General features: G+C 71.5%; 17 protein-coding genes. 10 read left to right on the top strand and 7 right to left on the bottom strand.

What is annotated here, in order from left to right; genetic code table 11:
* Position 1: 1 nt before the first annotated feature.
* Positions 2-1,195: a macrolide family glycosyltransferase gene (locus AB0G04_RS09550; protein ID WP_360979290.1), complete on the bottom strand. Its 1,194-nt coding sequence runs from the start codon at positions 1,193-1,195 to the stop codon at positions 2-4.
* A gap of 78 nt (positions 1,196-1,273) precedes the next feature.
* Between AB0G04_RS09550 and AB0G04_RS09545 the strand changes: the two genes are divergently transcribed.
* On the top strand, positions 1,274-1,897 hold the full coding sequence (locus tag AB0G04_RS09545; protein ID WP_360979287.1) for a TetR/AcrR family transcriptional regulator: 624 nt from the start codon (positions 1,274-1,276) through the stop codon (positions 1,895-1,897).
* 133 nt (positions 1,898-2,030) lie between these two features.
* Here the strand turns inward: AB0G04_RS09545 and AB0G04_RS09540 are convergent, their stop codons facing one another.
* Positions 2,031-3,116, bottom strand: a complete 1,086-nt coding sequence (locus AB0G04_RS09540; RefSeq protein ID WP_360979284.1) for a nucleotide disphospho-sugar-binding domain-containing protein — start codon at positions 3,114-3,116, stop codon at positions 2,031-2,033.
* Between the two features lie 30 nt (positions 3,117-3,146).
* Between AB0G04_RS09540 and AB0G04_RS09535 the strand changes: the two genes are divergently transcribed.
* A complete protein-coding gene (locus tag AB0G04_RS09535) occupies positions 3,147-3,563 on the top strand; it encodes a VOC family protein (protein WP_360979281.1) in 417 nt (138 codons plus the stop codon).
* 85 nt (positions 3,564-3,648) lie between these two features.
* Here AB0G04_RS09535 and AB0G04_RS09530 read toward each other — a convergent pair whose 3' ends face one another.
* Complete coding sequence (locus AB0G04_RS09530; RefSeq protein WP_360979278.1) at positions 3,649-4,104, bottom strand: MarR family transcriptional regulator; 456 nt, start codon at positions 4,102-4,104, stop codon at positions 3,649-3,651.
* 101 nt (positions 4,105-4,205) lie between these two features.
* Here AB0G04_RS09530 and AB0G04_RS09525 point away from each other — a divergent pair, with 101 nt between their 5' ends.
* Positions 4,206-4,667: a DUF6069 family protein gene (locus tag AB0G04_RS09525; RefSeq protein ID WP_360979275.1), complete on the top strand. Its 462-nt coding sequence runs from the start codon at positions 4,206-4,208 to the stop codon at positions 4,665-4,667.
* A gap of 207 nt (positions 4,668-4,874) precedes the next feature.
* Here AB0G04_RS09525 and AB0G04_RS09520 read toward each other — a convergent pair whose 3' ends face one another.
* Complete coding sequence (locus tag AB0G04_RS09520) at positions 4,875-5,165, bottom strand: hypothetical protein (RefSeq protein ID WP_360979272.1); 291 nt, start codon at positions 5,163-5,165, stop codon at positions 4,875-4,877.
* A gap of 78 nt (positions 5,166-5,243) precedes the next feature.
* On the opposite strand from AB0G04_RS09520, the gene AB0G04_RS09515 reads away from it, so the two are divergent.
* Positions 5,244-5,639 carry a PPOX class F420-dependent oxidoreductase gene (locus AB0G04_RS09515; protein ID WP_360979269.1) on the top strand — a complete coding sequence of 132 codons (396 nt, stop codon included), beginning with the start codon at positions 5,244-5,246 and terminating at the stop codon, positions 5,637-5,639.
* 53 nt (positions 5,640-5,692) lie between these two features.
* Here the strand turns inward: AB0G04_RS09515 and AB0G04_RS09510 are convergent, their stop codons facing one another.
* A complete protein-coding gene (locus AB0G04_RS09510; protein ID WP_360979266.1) occupies positions 5,693-6,901 on the bottom strand; it encodes a barstar family protein in 1,209 nt (402 codons plus the stop codon).
* 90 nt (positions 6,902-6,991) lie between these two features.
* Here AB0G04_RS09510 and ald point away from each other — a divergent pair, with 90 nt between their 5' ends.
* From ald to AB0G04_RS09485, 5 genes are all read left to right on the top strand, one after another.
* The gene (gene ald, locus AB0G04_RS09505) at positions 6,992-8,107 is read left to right on the top strand and encodes an alanine dehydrogenase (RefSeq protein WP_360979263.1); all 1,116 of its coding nucleotides are present in this window, start codon (positions 6,992-6,994) and stop codon (positions 8,105-8,107) included.
* Complete coding sequence (gene xerD, locus AB0G04_RS09500; protein WP_360979375.1) at positions 8,104-9,018, top strand: site-specific tyrosine recombinase XerD; 915 nt, start codon at positions 8,104-8,106, stop codon at positions 9,016-9,018. Before ald ends, xerD begins: the two co-directional genes overlap by 4 nt.
* 114 nt (positions 9,019-9,132) lie before the next feature.
* Positions 9,133-10,065: a ParA family protein gene (locus AB0G04_RS09495; protein WP_360979260.1), complete on the top strand. Its 933-nt coding sequence runs from the start codon at positions 9,133-9,135 to the stop codon at positions 10,063-10,065.
* An 11-nt stretch (positions 10,066-10,076) separates the two neighbouring features.
* A complete protein-coding gene (locus tag AB0G04_RS09490; protein WP_360979257.1) occupies positions 10,077-10,745 on the top strand; it encodes a hypothetical protein in 669 nt (222 codons plus the stop codon).
* A gap of 83 nt (positions 10,746-10,828) precedes the next feature.
* On the top strand, positions 10,829-12,139 hold the full coding sequence (locus tag AB0G04_RS09485) for an MFS transporter (protein ID WP_360979254.1): 1,311 nt from the start codon (positions 10,829-10,831) through the stop codon (positions 12,137-12,139).
* A 128-nt stretch (positions 12,140-12,267) separates the two neighbouring features.
* On the opposite strand, the gene AB0G04_RS09480 is transcribed toward AB0G04_RS09485, so the two are convergent.
* The gene (locus AB0G04_RS09480; RefSeq protein ID WP_360979251.1) at positions 12,268-13,974 is read right to left on the bottom strand and encodes a glycerol-3-phosphate dehydrogenase/oxidase; all 1,707 of its coding nucleotides are present in this window, start codon (positions 13,972-13,974) and stop codon (positions 12,268-12,270) included.
* A gap of 22 nt (positions 13,975-13,996) precedes the next feature.
* Positions 13,997-15,478: a glycerol kinase GlpK gene (glpK, locus tag AB0G04_RS09475; RefSeq protein ID WP_360979248.1), complete on the bottom strand. Its 1,482-nt coding sequence runs from the start codon at positions 15,476-15,478 to the stop codon at positions 13,997-13,999.
* A gap of 92 nt (positions 15,479-15,570) precedes the next feature.
* On the opposite strand from glpK, the gene AB0G04_RS09470 reads away from it, so the two are divergent.
* Positions 15,571-16,332, top strand: coding sequence for an IclR family transcriptional regulator (locus AB0G04_RS09470; protein ID WP_360979245.1), 762 nt, complete (start codon positions 15,571-15,573; stop codon positions 16,330-16,332).
* Positions 16,333-16,337: the final 5 nt, after the last annotated feature.

Raw genomic sequence — 16,337 nt, 5'->3', positions numbered from 1 at the left:
CTCACGCCGCGGCGTTCTCGATGAGCGTCGCGGCGTATCCGGCACCGCTGTTCTCGCGCAGCTTCCGGCTGATCCCGGCGCTCGCCCGGCGTACTTCCGGGTCGTTGATCAGAGCGAGGAACGTCTCCCGCAGCTCCGCCGCACCGGTCTCGGTGCCGATCCGCCGGGCCACTCCCAGCTCGACCAGGCGGTCGGCGTTGCCGAACTGGTCCACGGCCTGCGGCGCGACAAGCATCGGGGTGCCGCAGTAGAGGCCCTCGACGCTGCCGCCCATGCCGGCGTGGGTGAGGAACGCCTGCGCCTGGCGCAGGATCTCCAGCTGCGGCACCCAGGGGTGGACCTCGATGTTGCCGGGCAGCTCGCCGAGCACCGCGGGGTCGACGTGCTTGCCGATCTGCAGGACGACGTGCCAGCCGGGCAGCCCGCCGAAGGCCTCGACGCAGCGCCGGTAGAACTCCGGATGTTCGGTGAACGCCGAGCCCAGCGAGATGAGCAGCACATTGCCGGCGTCCGGGGGCCGGGTCCAGCCGCCCTGGCCGGCGCGATCGCCGAGGATGGGGCCCGCGAAGGAGAAGACCTTGTCGTCGACCCGGTCGGCGTTCGGCTGCATGACGCGCGGGATGAGGACCAGCGACCGGTCGGGACGGCCCTGGAAGGCCATGCTGTCGGTGACGGAGGATCCGTTCTCGGTCAGCCACTGTTCGAACCGGCGGTAATAGGCGGCTCCGCGCGGGTCGGTGCGCATCGCCTCGACCATCGGCGCCATCTCCTGCTCATAGCCGTCCCAGGCGACGAAGGTGGGGGAGAGCTGCATCGACGGGATGCCCCACTGCTCGGCGAGCAGCCGGGCCGGGGCACCCGCGATGTCGTACAGGAACAGGTCGGGCCGGTCGTGCTGGTAGGCCTCGCGCAGTTGCGGGAGCATCGCGATCCCGTCGTCGAGGAAAAGGGTGAGCTGGTCGATCACGTCGCCGTCGGACCCGTCGTTGCCGCCCGTCAGGGTGGATCGATATGGCCGGAACTCGGCGCCGGTGGCTTCGATGATCTCGGCGTAGGAGGGGTCGTTGGCATAGGTGACCCGGTGGCCACGGGTCACGAGTTCCCGGATGACCTCGATGCTGGGGTTGACGTGGCCGGGGAACGGGATGCTGACCATGGCGATGTGCGGCACGGTGACCTCCAAGTCGTTCAACAAGACGAGACGTAGCGTCTCGTCTCAGTGCCGTCCTGTCAAGACGAGACGTCGCGTCTCGTTCGCGGTAGGATCTGCGGCATGCCCGACGCCACCCGCCGCAGCGAACGCTCCCGGTCCGCGATCCTCCAGGCCGCTCTGGGGCTGCTCGAGGAGAAGGGCTACGCCGACCTCACCGTCGAAGCCATCGCTGCCCGCGCCGGCGTCGGCAAACAGACCATCTACCGATGGTGGGGCGGGCGCGGCCCGGTCGTTCTCGACGCCCTCGTCGAACAGATCGGCCCGGACGGGCCGCCCACCCTGCCGGACACCGGCGACCTCGAGGGCGACCTGCGGGCCGTCTTCCGCGCGATCGTCGCCGAGCTAGCCGACAGCCGGTTGTCGGCCACCACCCGCGCCCTCACCATCGAGACCCTGTCCAGCGACGACTTCGCCGAGCGGATGCGTGACCGGCTGCTACGACCACAGCTCGACACCGTCAAGGACCGGTTGCGATCAGCCCGCGCCGCCGGTCAGCTGCGCGAGGACGTCGACCTCGACCAGGCCGTCGAGCTGCTGATCGGGCCCGCGTATCACCGCTGGATGATGCGCACCGGCCCGCTCACCGACGACTACGCCGACGGCATCGTCGATCTGGCGCTCGACGCGCTGCGGCCGGGGGCGGTCCGCTCCGGGACGGCGCACGGTGCCACCGGCAGTCCATGACGGCCGGCTGCGGACGATCACCTCGACCGGCGCGCTCGGGCCGACGGCCGGCTATCTGTGGCCGTGGTACCGGAACATGTGGGCGATCTTCGTGGTGCACGGGCGGGGAACGCGCTCGCTCGGCGGCCGATCTTCACCCGACCGCCTGCCGGATCGCCTCCACCAGCTGCTCCGGCGGGGGCATCGCCGCGATCTCGGCACTGACCTCGCGAGCCGCCGACGGCAGCGCCGGGTCGGTGATCAGGCGGGTGAGCAGCGCCGGTGAGATGTCACGCTCGTCGGCGGCGATCCCCGCGCCACGGGCCGCGACCAGTTCGGCGTTGTGCCGCCGATCCCCGGCACCCCGGATGATCAGCTGAGCCGCACCCGCGTGCAGCGCGCTCAGCGTGGTGCCCGCACCGCCGTGATGGACGATCACGGCCCCCGCCGCCAGCGCCGCCGGAATCGGCACCCAGTCGGTGGCGCGCACGTTCGGCGGCAGGGTCCGCGCGTCGATGTTCGGCCGGATCAGGACGACATCGGCGTCGATCTGCCCGGCCGCCTCCGCCACCCGTGCCATCACCCGGTCCCGGCCCGGCTGCGGCACGGTGCTGCGGCTCACCAGGATCCGTGGCCGGGACGGCGGACCGGCCAGCCACTCCGGCAGCGGGCCGTCACCCGCGTACGGCACGAACCGCATCGGCAGGTGCGTGCTCCGCCCGGCCACACTCGCCGGCGTCACCCGGATCACCACGGCCGGCGCCGCGAACCCGGGACGCCCCCGCATCCGGGTCGCCGCCAGCAGCGCCGGGCCGTCGAACAGCGAATTCTCCTGCAGGATGCCGGGTACGCCGAGCCGGGCCGCGGCCACCGCACCGGCCGCCGCCAGCGGTTCGAACACGATCCGATCCGGCCGCCACTGTTCGGCGACCCGCTGCACGCCACCGAGCAGCCGGTCGTTCACCGCTCCGAACAGGTGGCCCACCACTCGGGTACCGGCGGTCCCGGCCAGCTCCGCCCTGATCAGCATCGGACGCCGCAGCATCGCACCGGCCGCCACCCGGCCGAATCGGAATCCGGGCGCCACGTCCCGTACCTCGAAGCCGGCCTCCGCCACCCGCAGCCCGTCACCGGCGGTCGCGAACACCACCTCGTGCCCGGCGTCGCGCAGCGCCCCGGCCAGCGGAACCATCGGAAACACATGCCCCACCAGCGGTGCCGATACCACGAGAACACGCATCAATACACTGTAGGCGGGTACGCCAACGGCATGACCGTTCCGAAGCTGCAGTCGTTCGTGCTGGACACCACGGACGCACGCCGTCTCGCCGAGTTCTACCGTCAGCTGCTCGGTCTGGAATACCGCAAAGGCGACGAGCCGCCTCCGGCGGGCACCGAGAATCCGCAGGAGAACGGCTGGCTGGTGCTGGTGTCACCCGACGGTTCGTGGCGTCTGGCGTTCCAGCAGACCGATGGCGTACGCCCGACGAGCTGGCCGTCCGGCGAGGTGCCACAGCAGATGCACCTGGACACGTCGGTGAGCTCCCCCGAGGAACTGGACCGTCAGCACGAGCGCGTGCTGGCGCTGGGCGGAACGCTGCGCTTCGACCGCCGTGACGACCCGGACGAGCCGCTGCGCGCTTACGCCGACCCGGACGGCCACATCTTCTGCATCTTCGTGGCCTGACCCCGGCCATCCACATCATCCAGACGCCCCGGGCCACGTTCCCGCCGTGTGCCGCGTTGCCGGTCGAACGGCCCGGGGCGCTCGATCACGGGTGCCGCTGACCGGTACCGGCGACTGTCGCGAGAAGGTCGCGCAGCCGCTGCCGGTCACCGTCCGGCAGGTCGAACAGTTCGGTGGCGCGGTCGTGGGATCTCGCGGCCAGCACGTCACGACGGCGTTGTCCCTCGTCGGTGAGAACCAGCCGTTTGACCCGGCGGTCCGCGGGGTCGGTGCAGCGAGTGACCAGGCCGCGGCGTTCCAGCCCGTCGACGATTCCGGTCACGTTGGACGCGTCGCAGCTCAGCTGGTCGGCGAGGTCCCGCATCGGCACCGAGCCGCGCAGGTTGACCAGGGCGAGGGCCTGGGCGGGCGGTAGGTCCAGCTCGGCCGCGGCCGAGTTGAAGCCGTGCCGGAGCCGCCCGGCCGTCGCGAACACCAGGTCGGCAAGCTCGGTGATGAGCTGGTCCGCGCTCTCTGCTGGTCCGGCGGCCTGATCAGTCATGACCCGATGGTACGTGGCTTCAATGGTTGAGTTCCTCAAGTATCTGCTACGCTCCCGGATAGTTGAGGAACTCAACAGTTGAGCTAGTCAAGGAGAGCATGATGGCGGTAGCAGCGGATACCGGTCAGGCGCGACGGACGGACCGGTTCGGCCGGGCCGGTACCCGGGCCCTGGTGGTCGCGGGTGCGGTGCTCGTCACGGCGCTGGTGTGGGTGGTCGGCGAGCCGTTGCTCGGCCACGACCTCGTGGTCACCTCGCCGGGGCAACCGGCCATGGACCTCGGCCTGGCCGAGATCGCCTTCGTGGCCCTGGCCTCGAGCCTGGTCGGGTGGGCGGCACTCGCCGTCCTCGAACGTGTCACCCGGTACGCGATCCCGATCTGGACCGTCGCGGCGCTCGTGGTGCTGGCGGTGTCGTTCGCCCCCTTCGCCGGAGTGCAGGCGTCAACCGGAAGCAAGATCGTGCTCGCGCTCACGCACGTCACGGTCGCGGCCGTCCTCATCCCGGGCCTGTGGCGGACCGGCACCCGTCGCACGGCGGCCACCCCCGCCCGTCCCGAATAGAGCCGGCGCGGCCGCCCGGCCGGCGGCGAACAGAAATCAGCCCGGCCGGCGGCGAACAGAAATCAGCCCGGCCGGCGGCGAACAGAAATCAGCCCGGCCGGCGGCGAACAGAAATCAGCCCGGTCGGCGGGGAACCGGAATCGGCTCGGCCGGGCAGTGAACCGGAATCGGCTCGGCCGGGCAGTGAACCGGAATCAGGCCGGCGGGTCAGCGGCCGCCCAGGGCCAGTCCGGTGCAGGCGATGGCGAACAGGATCAGTGCGGCGGCCAGCAGGCGGTCGGACATGCGCTGATCACGGTCGGCGAGCCAGACACCCACCCCGCAGACGCCACCGGCGACCATGGCGACGGCCGACAGCAGCTGGACGACGGTCAGCTCGCCGGTGGCCATGATGAACACGGCGCAGAACCCGCCGAGGATCGGCAGCTGGGCGATTCTCACATGCAGGCGCTGGAGCGCGTCCTCATGAGCCGGACGTCTCCGGTTCCGGTCCGTCATGCCGGCGACGCTATCAACCGGTATCGAATCCGCCGGCCGGGTTGACCTCAACCTTCCTTGAGGTTGCAGGCTCGGGTGATGACGTTCACCGAGCTCGAGATCGAATACCTGGCCGGCCAGCGGCTGGGCCGTCTGGCGACGGTTCAGCCGGACGGGACGCTTCAGGTCAGCCCGGTCGGCTTCCGGTACAACCCGGAGACCTTGACGATCGACATCAGCGGCTACGACATGGCGCGGAGCCGCAAGTTCCGGAATGTGGCGGCCAACGGCCGGGTCGCCTTCGTTGTCGACGACCTGCCGTCGACCGATCCGTGGCGGGTCCGCTGCCTGGAGATCCGTGGTATGGGCGAGGCGATCGGCGGTGCGGCCCCGATCATCCGGATCCATCCGCGCCGGGTGATCGCTTTCGGCCTCGACGAGCCGGACACCGATGCGCACCACCTGACCGTCCACCGGCGGGACGTCAGCGTTTGACGGTTACCGGCCGCACCGCGGACATCCGGGATGTGCAGTCGTCCCGGCGTCGGTCAGCGCAGGTCGACGTCGACGCCGGAGTCGGCCAGGTAGCCGAGCAGGTCGTCCATGGTCACGGCCGGGGTCCACCAGCGCCGGTCGTAGCCGGGCACCAGGTGCGTGCGGGCCACCTCGGAGTCGTGCCAGACCAGCTGGAAGCCGGGCGCCGCGCCCCACCCGCCGTTGGCGCAGTCGTGCAGGGCGCCCAGGTTCCAGCCGAAGTAGCCTCCGGGCCCGTTGATCGCCTCCCCGATGGCGCAGAAGAACCCTTCGACGTCGGTGATGTGCCGGCCGGCCATGTGGTACCGGGTGCCGGACGGCCGGTCGGGCCGCTGCTCGTGGTGGGCGAGGGCGACCCCGGCCCACTCGTGGCGCAGGTCGGCGTCGTACTCGGTCCATTCGCCGTGCACGTCCGGCCGCCCGGCCCGCCAGCGCTGCCAGACGGTGCGGGCCCCGGCCGGCCGGGGCCCGCCGACCGCGTGGCCGTACGTCGGTTCCAGCTTGACGTCGACCAGCCCGTCGCCGAGGCGGGACGGGCGGACCGCGGCCACCTCGGCACCGAGCCCGGCGCCGACCATGCCGACCGCGGTGCCGTCCCGGTCGACACTGAAGATCGAACCTTTGATCCAGCGCCGCCGGCTGGCCGCACCGCGATGGAGGGCGTCGATGGCGCGTTGCAGGGGTGGTTCGGGCCGGCAACCGATCAGGGCGGCGCCGCGCGGGGCGGGCGCGGGCCGGGACCGGAACACGCCTTCCACCTCCCGGCACATCCCGAAGTCCTCCTCGCCGTGCCCGGAGACTCCGACCAGCAGGTACCCGTCTGCGTCGGGTGCCCGGTCGGTGCCGCGCGCGAACCGGGCCAGTTCCTCGATCCGCAGCCGGCCCTCGAGCGTCACGTCGAGCAGGCCACGCCCGCCGCCCGAGCGGCGGGCGTCGACCACGGTGATGTCGAGCAGTTCCTCGGCGCAGTGCCAGCAGTGCGGCGGGTGCTTGGAGGTGAGCGGGTGGATCGCGTCGAGGCCGACGTTGCCCAGCCAGGCGGGCCCGGTGCCGTCACAGGCGGCGCGGAGCCGGCCGGCCGGCTCGCAGCCGAGGAGGGTGTACGTCTCGACCGGCGGTTCGGGCGATTCCACGAACAGTCCGTCGATATCGGAGCAGGCGGCTATCACGAGTTCACCGTCGTCGGTGTTCTGGTCCACCAGAAGCCAGGGAAAGCCGCTCATCGGGTGGAACCGTACAGCCCGGACCGCCTACCGGGGGACGCCGGTGCACGAGTCGGGAAAGTTCAGCAGCTCAGGGGTAACGTCCGGCAGATGAAGGTCGGCATTCCCAGCGAGGTCAAGAACAACGAGTTCCGGGTGGCGATCACCCCGGCGGGCGTCTATGAGCTCACCCGCAACGGCCACGACGTGGTCGTGCAGGCCGGTGCCGGCGCGGGCTCATCGATCACCGACAGTGACTACCGCGCGGCGGGGGCGGCGATCCTGCCGGACGCCGACGAGGTGTGGGGCGCCGGTGATCTCATCCTGAAGGTCAAGGAGCCGGTGCCGGAGGAGTACCACCGGATGCGGGCGGGTCAGGTGCTCTTCACCTACCTGCACCTGGCGGCGTCGAAGGAGTGCACGGACGCGCTGCTGGAGCGGAGGGTGACCGGGATCGCGTACGAGACGGTCGAGCTGCCGGACCGGTCGCTGCCGCTGCTGGCGCCGATGTCCGAGGTGGCCGGGCGCCTCGCCCCGCAGGTCGGTGCCTATCACCTGATGCGGCAGGGCGGTGGCCGCGGCGTGCTGATGGGTGGCGTGCCGGGGGTGTACGCGGCGAAGGTGGTGGTCATCGGCGCGGGCGTGTCCGGTCTGAACGCGGCCGCGATCGCGCTCGGCATGCAGGCCGAGGTGCTGCTGCTGGACAAAAACGTGGCCCGGCTGCGGGCGGTGGACGCCGACTACCGCGGTCACATCCAGACGATCGCGTCGAACGCGTACGAGATCGAGAAGGCCGTCCTCGACGCGGACCTCGTGGTGGGCGCGGTGCTGGTGCCGGGCGCGAAGGCCCCGAAGTTGATCTCCAACGATCTGGTGTCCCGGATGAAGCCGGGCAGTGTGCTGGTGGACATCGCGATCGACCAGGGCGGCTGCTTCGAGGACTCACGGCCGACCACACACGACGACCCGACGTACCCGGTGCACGAATCGATGTTCTACTGCGTCGCCAACATGCCCGGGGCGGTGCCGCACACCAGCACCTACGCTCTGACGAACGTCACCCTGCCGTACGCTCTGGAACTGGCCAACCGCGGATGGCGCGGCGCGCTGAGTGCCGATGCCGCCCTGGCCGCGGGTCTGAACACGTTCGACGGGAACGTCGTCTCCCGCCCGGTCGCGGAGGCGCACGGGATGCGCTCGACAGCGGTGACGGAGGTGCTCCACTGAGTCTCGATCGGGCCGTGAAGACCTACCTGGACCACCTGACTGTGGAGCGTGGCCTGTCCCGGAACACGCTCGCCTCCTACCGGCGCGATCTGGACCGCTACGCCGAGCACCTCGCGGCCGAGGGTGTCGAGGACCTCGGCGAGGTCCGTCCGGCGCACGTCGAGGGGCACCTGGCCCGGCTGCGCGAGGAGGGCATGGCCTCGGCGTCGGCGGCGCGGGCCATCTCGGCGGTCCGTGGTCTGCACCGGTTCGCGCTCCGCGAGAGGCTCGTGACGCACGACGTGGCCGCGGACGTACGGCTCCCCGCGCCGCCGAAACGGCTGCCCAAGGCCCTGGATCCCGATCAGGTCGGGCGTCTTCTCGCGGTGCCGGCCGCCGATTCGCCGCTCGGTCTGCGTGACCGCGCCCTGCTGGAGTTCCTCTACGGCACCGGCGCCCGGATCTCCGAGGCGGTCGGCGCCGACATCGACGACCTCTCGCTGGACACCGAGCCGGCGGTGATCCTGCGGGGCAAGGGCGGGCGCACGCGGGTGGTCCCGGTCGGCGGTTACGCCCGGGCCGCGTTACAGGCATATCTGGTACGGGCCAGGCCCGCGCTTGCCGAGTCGGGCCGGGGCACGCCCGCCGTGTTCCTCAACGCGCGCGGCGGCCGGTTGTCACGGCAGAGCGCGTGGACGGTCCTGCACCGTTGCGCGATCGCGGCCGGCCTGCCGGTGGACGGCCCGTACGCGGTGAGCCCGCACACGCTGCGTCACTCCTACGCCACGCATCTGCTCGACGGCGGGGCGGACGTACGGGTGGTGCAAGAACTGCTGGGACACGCCTCGGTCACCACGACGCAGGTGTATACCCTGGTGACCGTCGAACGCCTCCGTGAGGTGTACGCGACCGCACACCCGCGGGCTCGTTAGAGGCTATGGATGCGTAGGCGCGACACGCCGAACGAGTGACCCCTTCGGGGAAGAGGGGTTGGCGTACAGTCGGGCATCGGCTCCGGCTTGTGAGTCGGAAGGGGGCGACGGCAGATGTCAGGGAACGGCGAGCGTGCGGAGGCCTGGACCTCCACGCTCCGGGAGCAGCAGAATTCGCTGGATCTCGGTGCCGACCTGGGTCCAGCCGATCCCACGGCGTACACCATGCGCCGCCCGATCCCCGAGCCGATGCCGAAGGACCGGCACGGTCCGGCCCGCATCATCGCGCTGGCCAACCAGAAGGGTGGCGTCGGCAAGACCACGACGACCATCAACCTGGGCGCCGCTCTCGCGGAGTACGGGCGCAAGGTTCTGCTCGTCGACTTCGACCCGCAGGGTGCCTGCTCGGTGGGCCTGGGTGTGAACCCGCACAACCTCGACCTGAGTGTCTACAACCTGCTCATGCAGGACGACGTCGCCACCGAGGACGTGATCATCAAGTCCGACGTCGCCGGCCTGCACCTGCTGCCCGCCAACATCGACCTCTCGGCGGCCGAGATCCAGCTGGTGAACGAGGTCGCGCGCGAGATGGCGCTGGCCCGCGCCCTGCGGTCGGTCCGTAAGGAGTACGACTTCATCCTGATCGACTGCCAGCCCTCACTGGGCCTGCTGGCGATCAACGCGCTGACCATCGCGCACGGTGTCCTGATCCCCCTGGAGTGTGAATTCTTCTCCCTCCGTGGTGTGGCGCTGCTGCTGGACACCATCGACAAGGTGCGGGAGCGGCTCAACTTCGATCTCGAGCTCGAGGGCATCCTCGCCACCATGTACGACTCCCGTACCACCCACTGCCGCCAGGTGCTGCAGCGTGTGGTCGAGGCCTTCGGCGACAAGGTCTACCAGACGGTCATCACCAAGACGGTCAAGTTCCCGGAGTCGACCGTGGCGGGCGCTCCGATCACTACGCTGGACCCGGCGTCGTCCGGCGCCCGCAACTACCGTCAGCTCGCTCGCGAGGTCATCGCCGCACAGGCGGAACGAGGCTAGGTCCGGCATCCGTGCTCTTCGCCCTAGGCGACCCGGTGGCGTTCGCCGCCCTGCTGGTCGCTTTCCTTCTCGGTCTGGTGCTGCGCTCCGCCGCCATGCGGTTCACGGCGCGGGTCGTCGGCCTCGGTGACGGGCGTCCGGTGCTGCGGTTCAGCCCGCGGGAGGACATCGATCCGTTCGGGGCGGTCTCGGCCCTGATCGCCGGGGCCGGGTGGGGCCGGCAACTGTCCGTCGACGAGGTGCCGCGCTGGCGTGGCCGGGGCCGGGCCGCCGCGGTCTTCGCCGCCGGGCCGGTCGCCTGCATCCTCGCCGGTGAGGTGATCATCGCTGGGTTCGCGCTGGTGTATCCGGCCGAGCTGCTCGGTGGCATCAATCCGGGCTGGATCCTGCGCGGTGTGCCGCTGCCGTACGACGCGCAGGCGGTCCTGTCGCTCGGCGGGGGCCTGCTCTGCTTCGGCCTGCTGGCGCTGATCCCGATCCCGCCGCTGGACGGGTTCGGCGTGCTGTGGAACGCTCTGCGCCACCCGGGCCCGAGCATGAACTGGATGCGGCTCTGGTTCGAGGACAAGAACATCGGCGCGTTGCTCCTGCTGGTCTTCGCCTTCTTCCCGACCGGCTATCCGATTCTGCTGACGGTCGTCGACTTCCTGGGCATCCTCTTCCTGCGGATCTGGGCCTGAGTCCGGTCCGGCTCCGTGCTTTCCGTGTTTTCGAACCGCCTGCGCTGCTGATTTTCCCGGTCACCGGGGTTATCGTTTGAGCGATGTCGATGTCACTGGCTGTCGCTGTGCTGCTGCTCGGCGTCGCCGATTCGATGGTCGGCTCCTATTTCGTCCTTTTCGTCACCGAGGTCGCCGGGCTCACCCCGCTGCAGACCGGCCTGTTCGTCTCGGTCCACGGCGCCGGCGGCATCATGATCGCCTGGCTGGCCGGTCGGAGCTTCGACATCCGGCCGTCCCGCGGGTACGCGGCTGCCGCCATGCTCTCCGGCGGCGTCGCCCTCTGGCTGATGACCGTCATCCGGTCGTACCCGCTTCTCATCCTGCTCGCCGTCACCCTGCTCGGCGCCCTGGCCGCCGCCTTCCCGCAACTGTTCTCGCTGGCCCGGCACGTCCTCGGCGACGGACCGGCGGCCGGCCGTTCGGTGCCGCTGCTGCGGTCGGTGTGGTCGCTGGCCTGGGCGACCGGCCCGCTGCTCGGCGCGGTCGTTCTCACCGCCGCCGGGTTCTCCGCCATCCTCCGCTCGGCGGCCGTCGTGCTGATGGTGGCGGCCTGCTGGGTGCTGATCGCGGTACCCCGGCCGGGCCCGCCGTGCCCGCCGGGCCGCCACGGCAGCGAAGCCGGCCCCGGCCTGCCGAGAACCGCCGCCGTCCTGCTGACCTGCAGTGTGACGCTCTTCTACACGGCCATGTTCGCCGGCTCGGTCGCCATGCCGCTGTTCGTCACCCGCGACCTCGCCCAGTCCGACTCGGCCGTCGGCGTGCTGTTCAGCGTCTGCGCCGCCGTCGAGGTGGTCGCCGCACTGCTGCTCGCCGCCGTGCCGGCCCGCATCAGCCAGCGCCTGGTCATTCTCGCCGGCATGAGCTGCTTCGTGTTCTTCTTCACGCTCACCGTGGCGGCCCGCGGCCTGACCGGGCTGATCGCCGGGCAGGTCGTCCGCGGTATCGCGGTCGCGGTCGTCGGTGCCGCCGGTATCCGCTGGTTCCAGGACGTGATGGCTCCCGCCACCGGCCGCGCGACCACCCTGTTCGCCAACGCCACCACCGCGGGCATGGTGATCGCGGGTGTCTTCGCGGGCGGTGCCGTGTCGCTTCTCGGGTACACCGGGACGCTGCTGCTGTGCGGTGCCGTCACGCTGTCCGCGGCGGTGGCCTTCGCCCTCGGCACCGCGGCACATTCCGGCCGGCCTCCGCCGGAGTCGAGCCGGCCGTCGTCGCCGCTCGACGGCCCGCCACCACTGCCCGGCGGCGCCGCGACCGAGCCACCGGGCGGCCACCGCCCGCGGACCGTACTCCCCGCCGCCCGCCGGCCGGCACCGGATGAGCCCGGGCGTGTTCCGCGACGCGACCGGTGAGCACCGGCGCCGCCGGTGGGCGAGTACCGGTCCTTGGGCGTGGTCCGGGACGAGCGGCCGCGCCGGACACTGTCGCGATGAGGAAGGGGGCTCCGGCAGCCCCCTCAGCTGCCGGAACCCCCGGGCGGTCAGGCGGCGGCCAGGGCCGCCCGGCGGAGGGTGGCGTCGGCGGTCTCGTCGTCGGGCTGTTCCTGGGCGGCCAGTTCGGCGACGACCCGGGATTCGTAGCCGGCGGCCTCGGCGTCGGCCTCGGCGCCGGTCCAGCCGAGGATCGGCGCGATCAGGGCGGCGGCGGCGCGGGCTGCCGCGACCCCACGGTCCGGGGTCTCGAAGGCGATTCTGGTACGCCGGGCGAGCACGTCCTCGAGATGCCGGGCGCCCTCGTGGCTGGCCGAGTACACGATCTCGGCCCGGAGGTGGCCGGGGGCGCCGTCGAGGGGGAGCCCGAGCGACGGGTCGGCCTCGACCAGGGCCAGCACCTCGTCGATCAGGGTGCCGTACCGGCGCAGCAGGTGTTCGATCCGTTCCGGATGCAGGCCGGACTCGCGGGCCAGCGCGTTGCGGCGGTTCCAGGCGGCGCGGTATCCGTCGGCGCCGAGCAGCGGTACCTGGTCGGTGCAGGACTGCGGTACCCGGGTGGCGAGGTCACGGACGGCGGCGTCGACCGCGTCGCGGGCCATCACCCGGTACGTCGTGTACTTGCCGCCGGCCACCACGATCATGCCGGGCACCGGGTTGCCGACGGCGTGCTCGCGGGACAGCTTCGCGGTGCTGGCCGCGCCGGCCGACAGCAGCGGCCGCAGACCGGCGTAGACGCCCTGCACGTCGTCGCGGGTCAGCGGCGTGGCGAGGGCCTTGTTGACCTCGTCGAGCAGGTAGTCGACGTCGTGGGCGGACGCGGCCGGGTCGGCCTTGTCGAGGTCCCATCTGGTGTCGGTGGTGCCGATGATCCAGTGCTGATCCCAGGGGATCACGAACAGGACACTCGTGGCCGTACGCAGGATCATCCCGGTGCTTCCGGCGATCCGTTCCCGCGGCACCACCAGGTGGATGCCCTTGCTCGCGGTGATCGTGAACTCGCCGCTCTCGCCGGTGAGCAGCGCCTGGCTGTCACCGGTCCACACACCGGTCGCGTTGATCACCGTCCGGGCGCGGATCGTGAGTTCCGCGCCGGTCTCCAGGTCACGGGCGCGGACGCCGACGACCCGGCGGCCCTCGCGCAGGAAACCGGTCACCTCGGTACGGGAGGCCGCGTGCGCGCCGTGCGCGACGGCCGTGCGGACCAGGAACATGGTGTGCCGGGCGTCGTCGACCTGGGCGTCGTAGTAGCGGATCGCGCCGACCAGGCTCTCCGGCCGCAGCGACGGGAACGTCTTGAGCGCCTCGACGCGGCTCAGGTGCCGGTGCACGGGCACGCCGGCGCCACCACCGGACAGCGCCAGGATGTCGTAGAGAGCCACGCCCGCGCCGACGTACAGGCGTTCCCAGGCCCGTTTCTGCAGCGGGTAGAGGAACGGCACCGGCCGCACCAGGTGCGGCGCCAGTTTCTGGATGAGCAGGCCACGTTCCCGCAGTGCCTCCCGGACCAGGCTGAAGTCCAGCATCTCCAGGTAGCGCAGGCCGCCGTGGATCAACTTGCTGGACCGGCTGGAGGTGCCGCTGGCGAAGTCACGGGCCTCGAGGATGCCGACGGAGAGGCCCCGGGTGGCGGCGTCGAGCGCCGACCCGGCACCGACCACGCCGGCGCCGACGACCAGCACGTCCAGTTCCTCGCCCGACGACATGACGGCGAGAGCCCTGGCGCGGGCCTGTGGCGAGATCGCTCCGGTTTTCATTTCTGATCCTCTTTTCAGCGAGTCAGCCGACGCTGACCCAGTCGAGGGTGCGGTCGATGGCCGCTCTCCAGCGGGTGATGCCTTCGGTGCGGCGGGCCGGGGTCCACGAGGGCTGCCACCGCCGGTCCTCGTGCCGGTTGGCGCGCAGGTCGTCGAGCGATGTCCAGAAGCCGACCGCGAGCCCGGCCGCGTAGGCGGCGCCGAGTGCGGTGGTCTCGGCGACCGCGGGCCGGCTGACCGGTACGCCGAGGATGTCGGCCTGCAACTGCATGCAGAGCCCGTTGGCGGTGACTCCGCCGTCGACCTGCAGGCAGTCCAGGTCGGTGCCGGAGTCCTGGGCCATCGCCTCGACGACGTCGCGGGTCTGGTAGCAGATCGCCTCGAGTGCGGCCCGGGTGATGTGGGCGGCGGTGTGGAAGCGGGACAGCCCGACGATCGCGGCGCGGGCGTCCGGCCGCCAGTAGGGCGCGAACAGGCCGGAGAACGCCGGCACGAAGCAGACACCGGCGCTGTCGTCGACCTGCCCGGCGAGGGTCTCGCTGTCGCCTGCGGTGCCGAGGACGCCCAGCTGGTCGCGCAGCCACTGGACGGCGGCGCCGCACGCGGCGATCGACCCTTCCAGGGCGAAGACCGGCGGCCGGCCGGCGAAGCGGTAGCCGACCGTGGTGATCAGGCCGTGGCGGGAGCGGACCGGGGTGGCCCCGGTGTTCATCAGCAGGAAGCCGCCGGTGCCGTAGGTGCACTTGGCCTCGCCGGGCGCGAAGCACGTCTGCCCGAACAGTGCGGCCTGCTGGTCACCGATGGCCGCGGCGATCGGCACGCCGGGCAGCACCGTCGCGGCGGTGCCGTACACCTCGGCCGACGACCGGATCTCCGGCAGCATCGCCCGCGGGATCCCGAACAGGTCGAGCAGTTCGGGGTCCCAATCAAGATCGGTCAGATTCATCAGCATCGTACGGCTGGCGTTGGTCACGTCGGTGACGTGCAGGGCTCCGCCGGTCAGGTTCCAGATCAGCCAGCTGTCGACGGTCCCGAAAAGCACCTCGCCGCGGACGGCACGCTCGCGCAGGCCGGGGGTGTGCTCGAGCAGCCACTGGATCTTCGGCGCCGAGAAGTAGGTGGCCGGCGGGAGGCCGGTCCGTTCGCGCAGGAACTCCTCGTCGAGGCCCGCGACCAGGTAGTCGGTGCGGGTGTCCTGCCAGACGATCGCGGGCGCCACCGGGGTGCCGGTGGCCCGGTCCCACAGCACGATCGTCTCGCGCTGGTTGGTGATGCCGACCGCGGCCAGGTCGCCCGGCGTCAGGCCGGTGCCGGCAAGTGCCATGGCGATGGTCTTGAGGGTGTTCTCCCAGATCTCCACGGCGTCGTGCTCGACCCATCCGGACCGTGGCTGGATCTGCCGGTGCTCCAGCTGGTGCCGGCCGATCTCGGCACCCGAACGGTCGAAGATCATGAACCGCGTGCTGGTGGTGCCCTGATCGATCGCCCCGACGTACCGCGCCACGTGCCCTCCCTGTCCCCACCGGCGTGTCCTTGACCCGGACGCTATGAACGGATCGAGGGCGGGGCAACGGGCCGCGTGCGACAATGTCGCACGTGCCGGGGATGATCCAGTCGATCGAACGATCGTCGGCCGTGTTGCGCCTGCTCGCCGCCGGACCCGACCGGCTGCGCGTCAAGGAGATCGCCGACGCACTCGACCTGCCGAAATCCACGGCACACAGCATCCTGCGGACCCTCGAGCACGTCGGATTCGTCGAACAGGACCCGCGCACCGCCCGATACCGGCTCGGCCGTGGCCTGCTCGACCTCGGCTCGGCCGGGATGGACGCCAACGAGCTGCGCGGGCGCGCGCTGGACTGGGCCGACGCGCTTGCTGCCCGCAGCGGCGAGGAGGTACGCCTGGGCGTGCTCGACGACAACCGGGTGCTCGTCGTGCACCACGTGTTCCGGCCGGACGACTCGGCACAGTCCCTCGACACCGGCGTCCGGCTGCCGGCACACGCCACCGCGCTGGGCAAGGTGCTCCTCGCCTGGTCGGCCACCGCGGAGGCGACGGTGGCGGCGGCCGGGCTCGACGCGTACACCAGGAGGACCGTGACCGGCCGCCGCGAACTCGCCGGGGAGCTGACCGGGACCCGCGCCCGGGGCTGGGGTCTCTCGGTCGAGGAGTGGCGGCCCGGCCTGGCCGGGATCGCCGCCCCGGTGCGCACCTCCGGTGGGCTGGTGGTGGGCGCGGTGGGCATCGCCGGACCGGTGGAGCGGCTCACCGACACCCGGCGGCAGGCCCGGCCGGCGCTGGTCGAGCAAGTGCTGGCGGCGGCCCGGTCGATCTCCCGCGACGTGGCCGGATCATGAACGGG

This window comes from Actinoplanes sp. NPDC023801 (genome assembly GCF_040639655.1).
Lineage (GTDB): Bacteria > Actinomycetota > Actinomycetes > Mycobacteriales > Micromonosporaceae > Actinoplanes.
This window is presented reverse-complemented; position numbering and strand designations above follow the sequence as displayed.

What these genes read in the sequence shown, in the direction of transcription:
- AB0G04_RS09540 (WP_360979284.1), bottom strand. Translation starts at nt 3,116, where the DNA reads ATGCGTGTTCTCGTGGTATCGGCACCGCTGGTGGGGCATGTGTTTCCG.
- AB0G04_RS09510 (WP_360979266.1), bottom strand. Translation starts at nt 6,901, where the DNA reads ATGAGCGGCTTTCCCTGGCTTCTGGTGGACCAGAACACCGACGACGGT.
- AB0G04_RS09545 (WP_360979287.1), top strand. Translation starts at nt 1,274, where the DNA reads ATGCCCGACGCCACCCGCCGCAGCGAACGCTCCCGGTCCGCGATCCTC.
- AB0G04_RS09480 (WP_360979251.1), bottom strand. Translation starts at nt 13,974, where the DNA reads ATGAAAACCGGAGCGATCTCGCCACAGGCCCGCGCCAGGGCTCTCGCC.
- ald (WP_360979263.1), top strand. Translation starts at nt 6,992, where the DNA reads ATGAAGGTCGGCATTCCCAGCGAGGTCAAGAACAACGAGTTCCGGGTG.
- AB0G04_RS09525 (WP_360979275.1), top strand. Translation starts at nt 4,206, where the DNA reads ATGGCGGTAGCAGCGGATACCGGTCAGGCGCGACGGACGGACCGGTTC.
- AB0G04_RS09530 (WP_360979278.1), bottom strand. Translation starts at nt 4,104, where the DNA reads ATGACTGATCAGGCCGCCGGACCAGCAGAGAGCGCGGACCAGCTCATC.
- AB0G04_RS09520 (WP_360979272.1), bottom strand. Translation starts at nt 5,165, where the DNA reads ATGACGGACCGGAACCGGAGACGTCCGGCTCATGAGGACGCGCTCCAG.
- AB0G04_RS09515 (WP_360979269.1), top strand. Translation starts at nt 5,244, where the DNA reads ATGACGTTCACCGAGCTCGAGATCGAATACCTGGCCGGCCAGCGGCTG.
- AB0G04_RS09495 (WP_360979260.1), top strand. Translation starts at nt 9,133, where the DNA reads ATGTCAGGGAACGGCGAGCGTGCGGAGGCCTGGACCTCCACGCTCCGG.
- AB0G04_RS09485 (WP_360979254.1), top strand. Translation starts at nt 10,829, where the DNA reads ATGTCGATGTCACTGGCTGTCGCTGTGCTGCTGCTCGGCGTCGCCGAT.
- AB0G04_RS09535 (WP_360979281.1), top strand. Translation starts at nt 3,147, where the DNA reads ATGACCGTTCCGAAGCTGCAGTCGTTCGTGCTGGACACCACGGACGCA.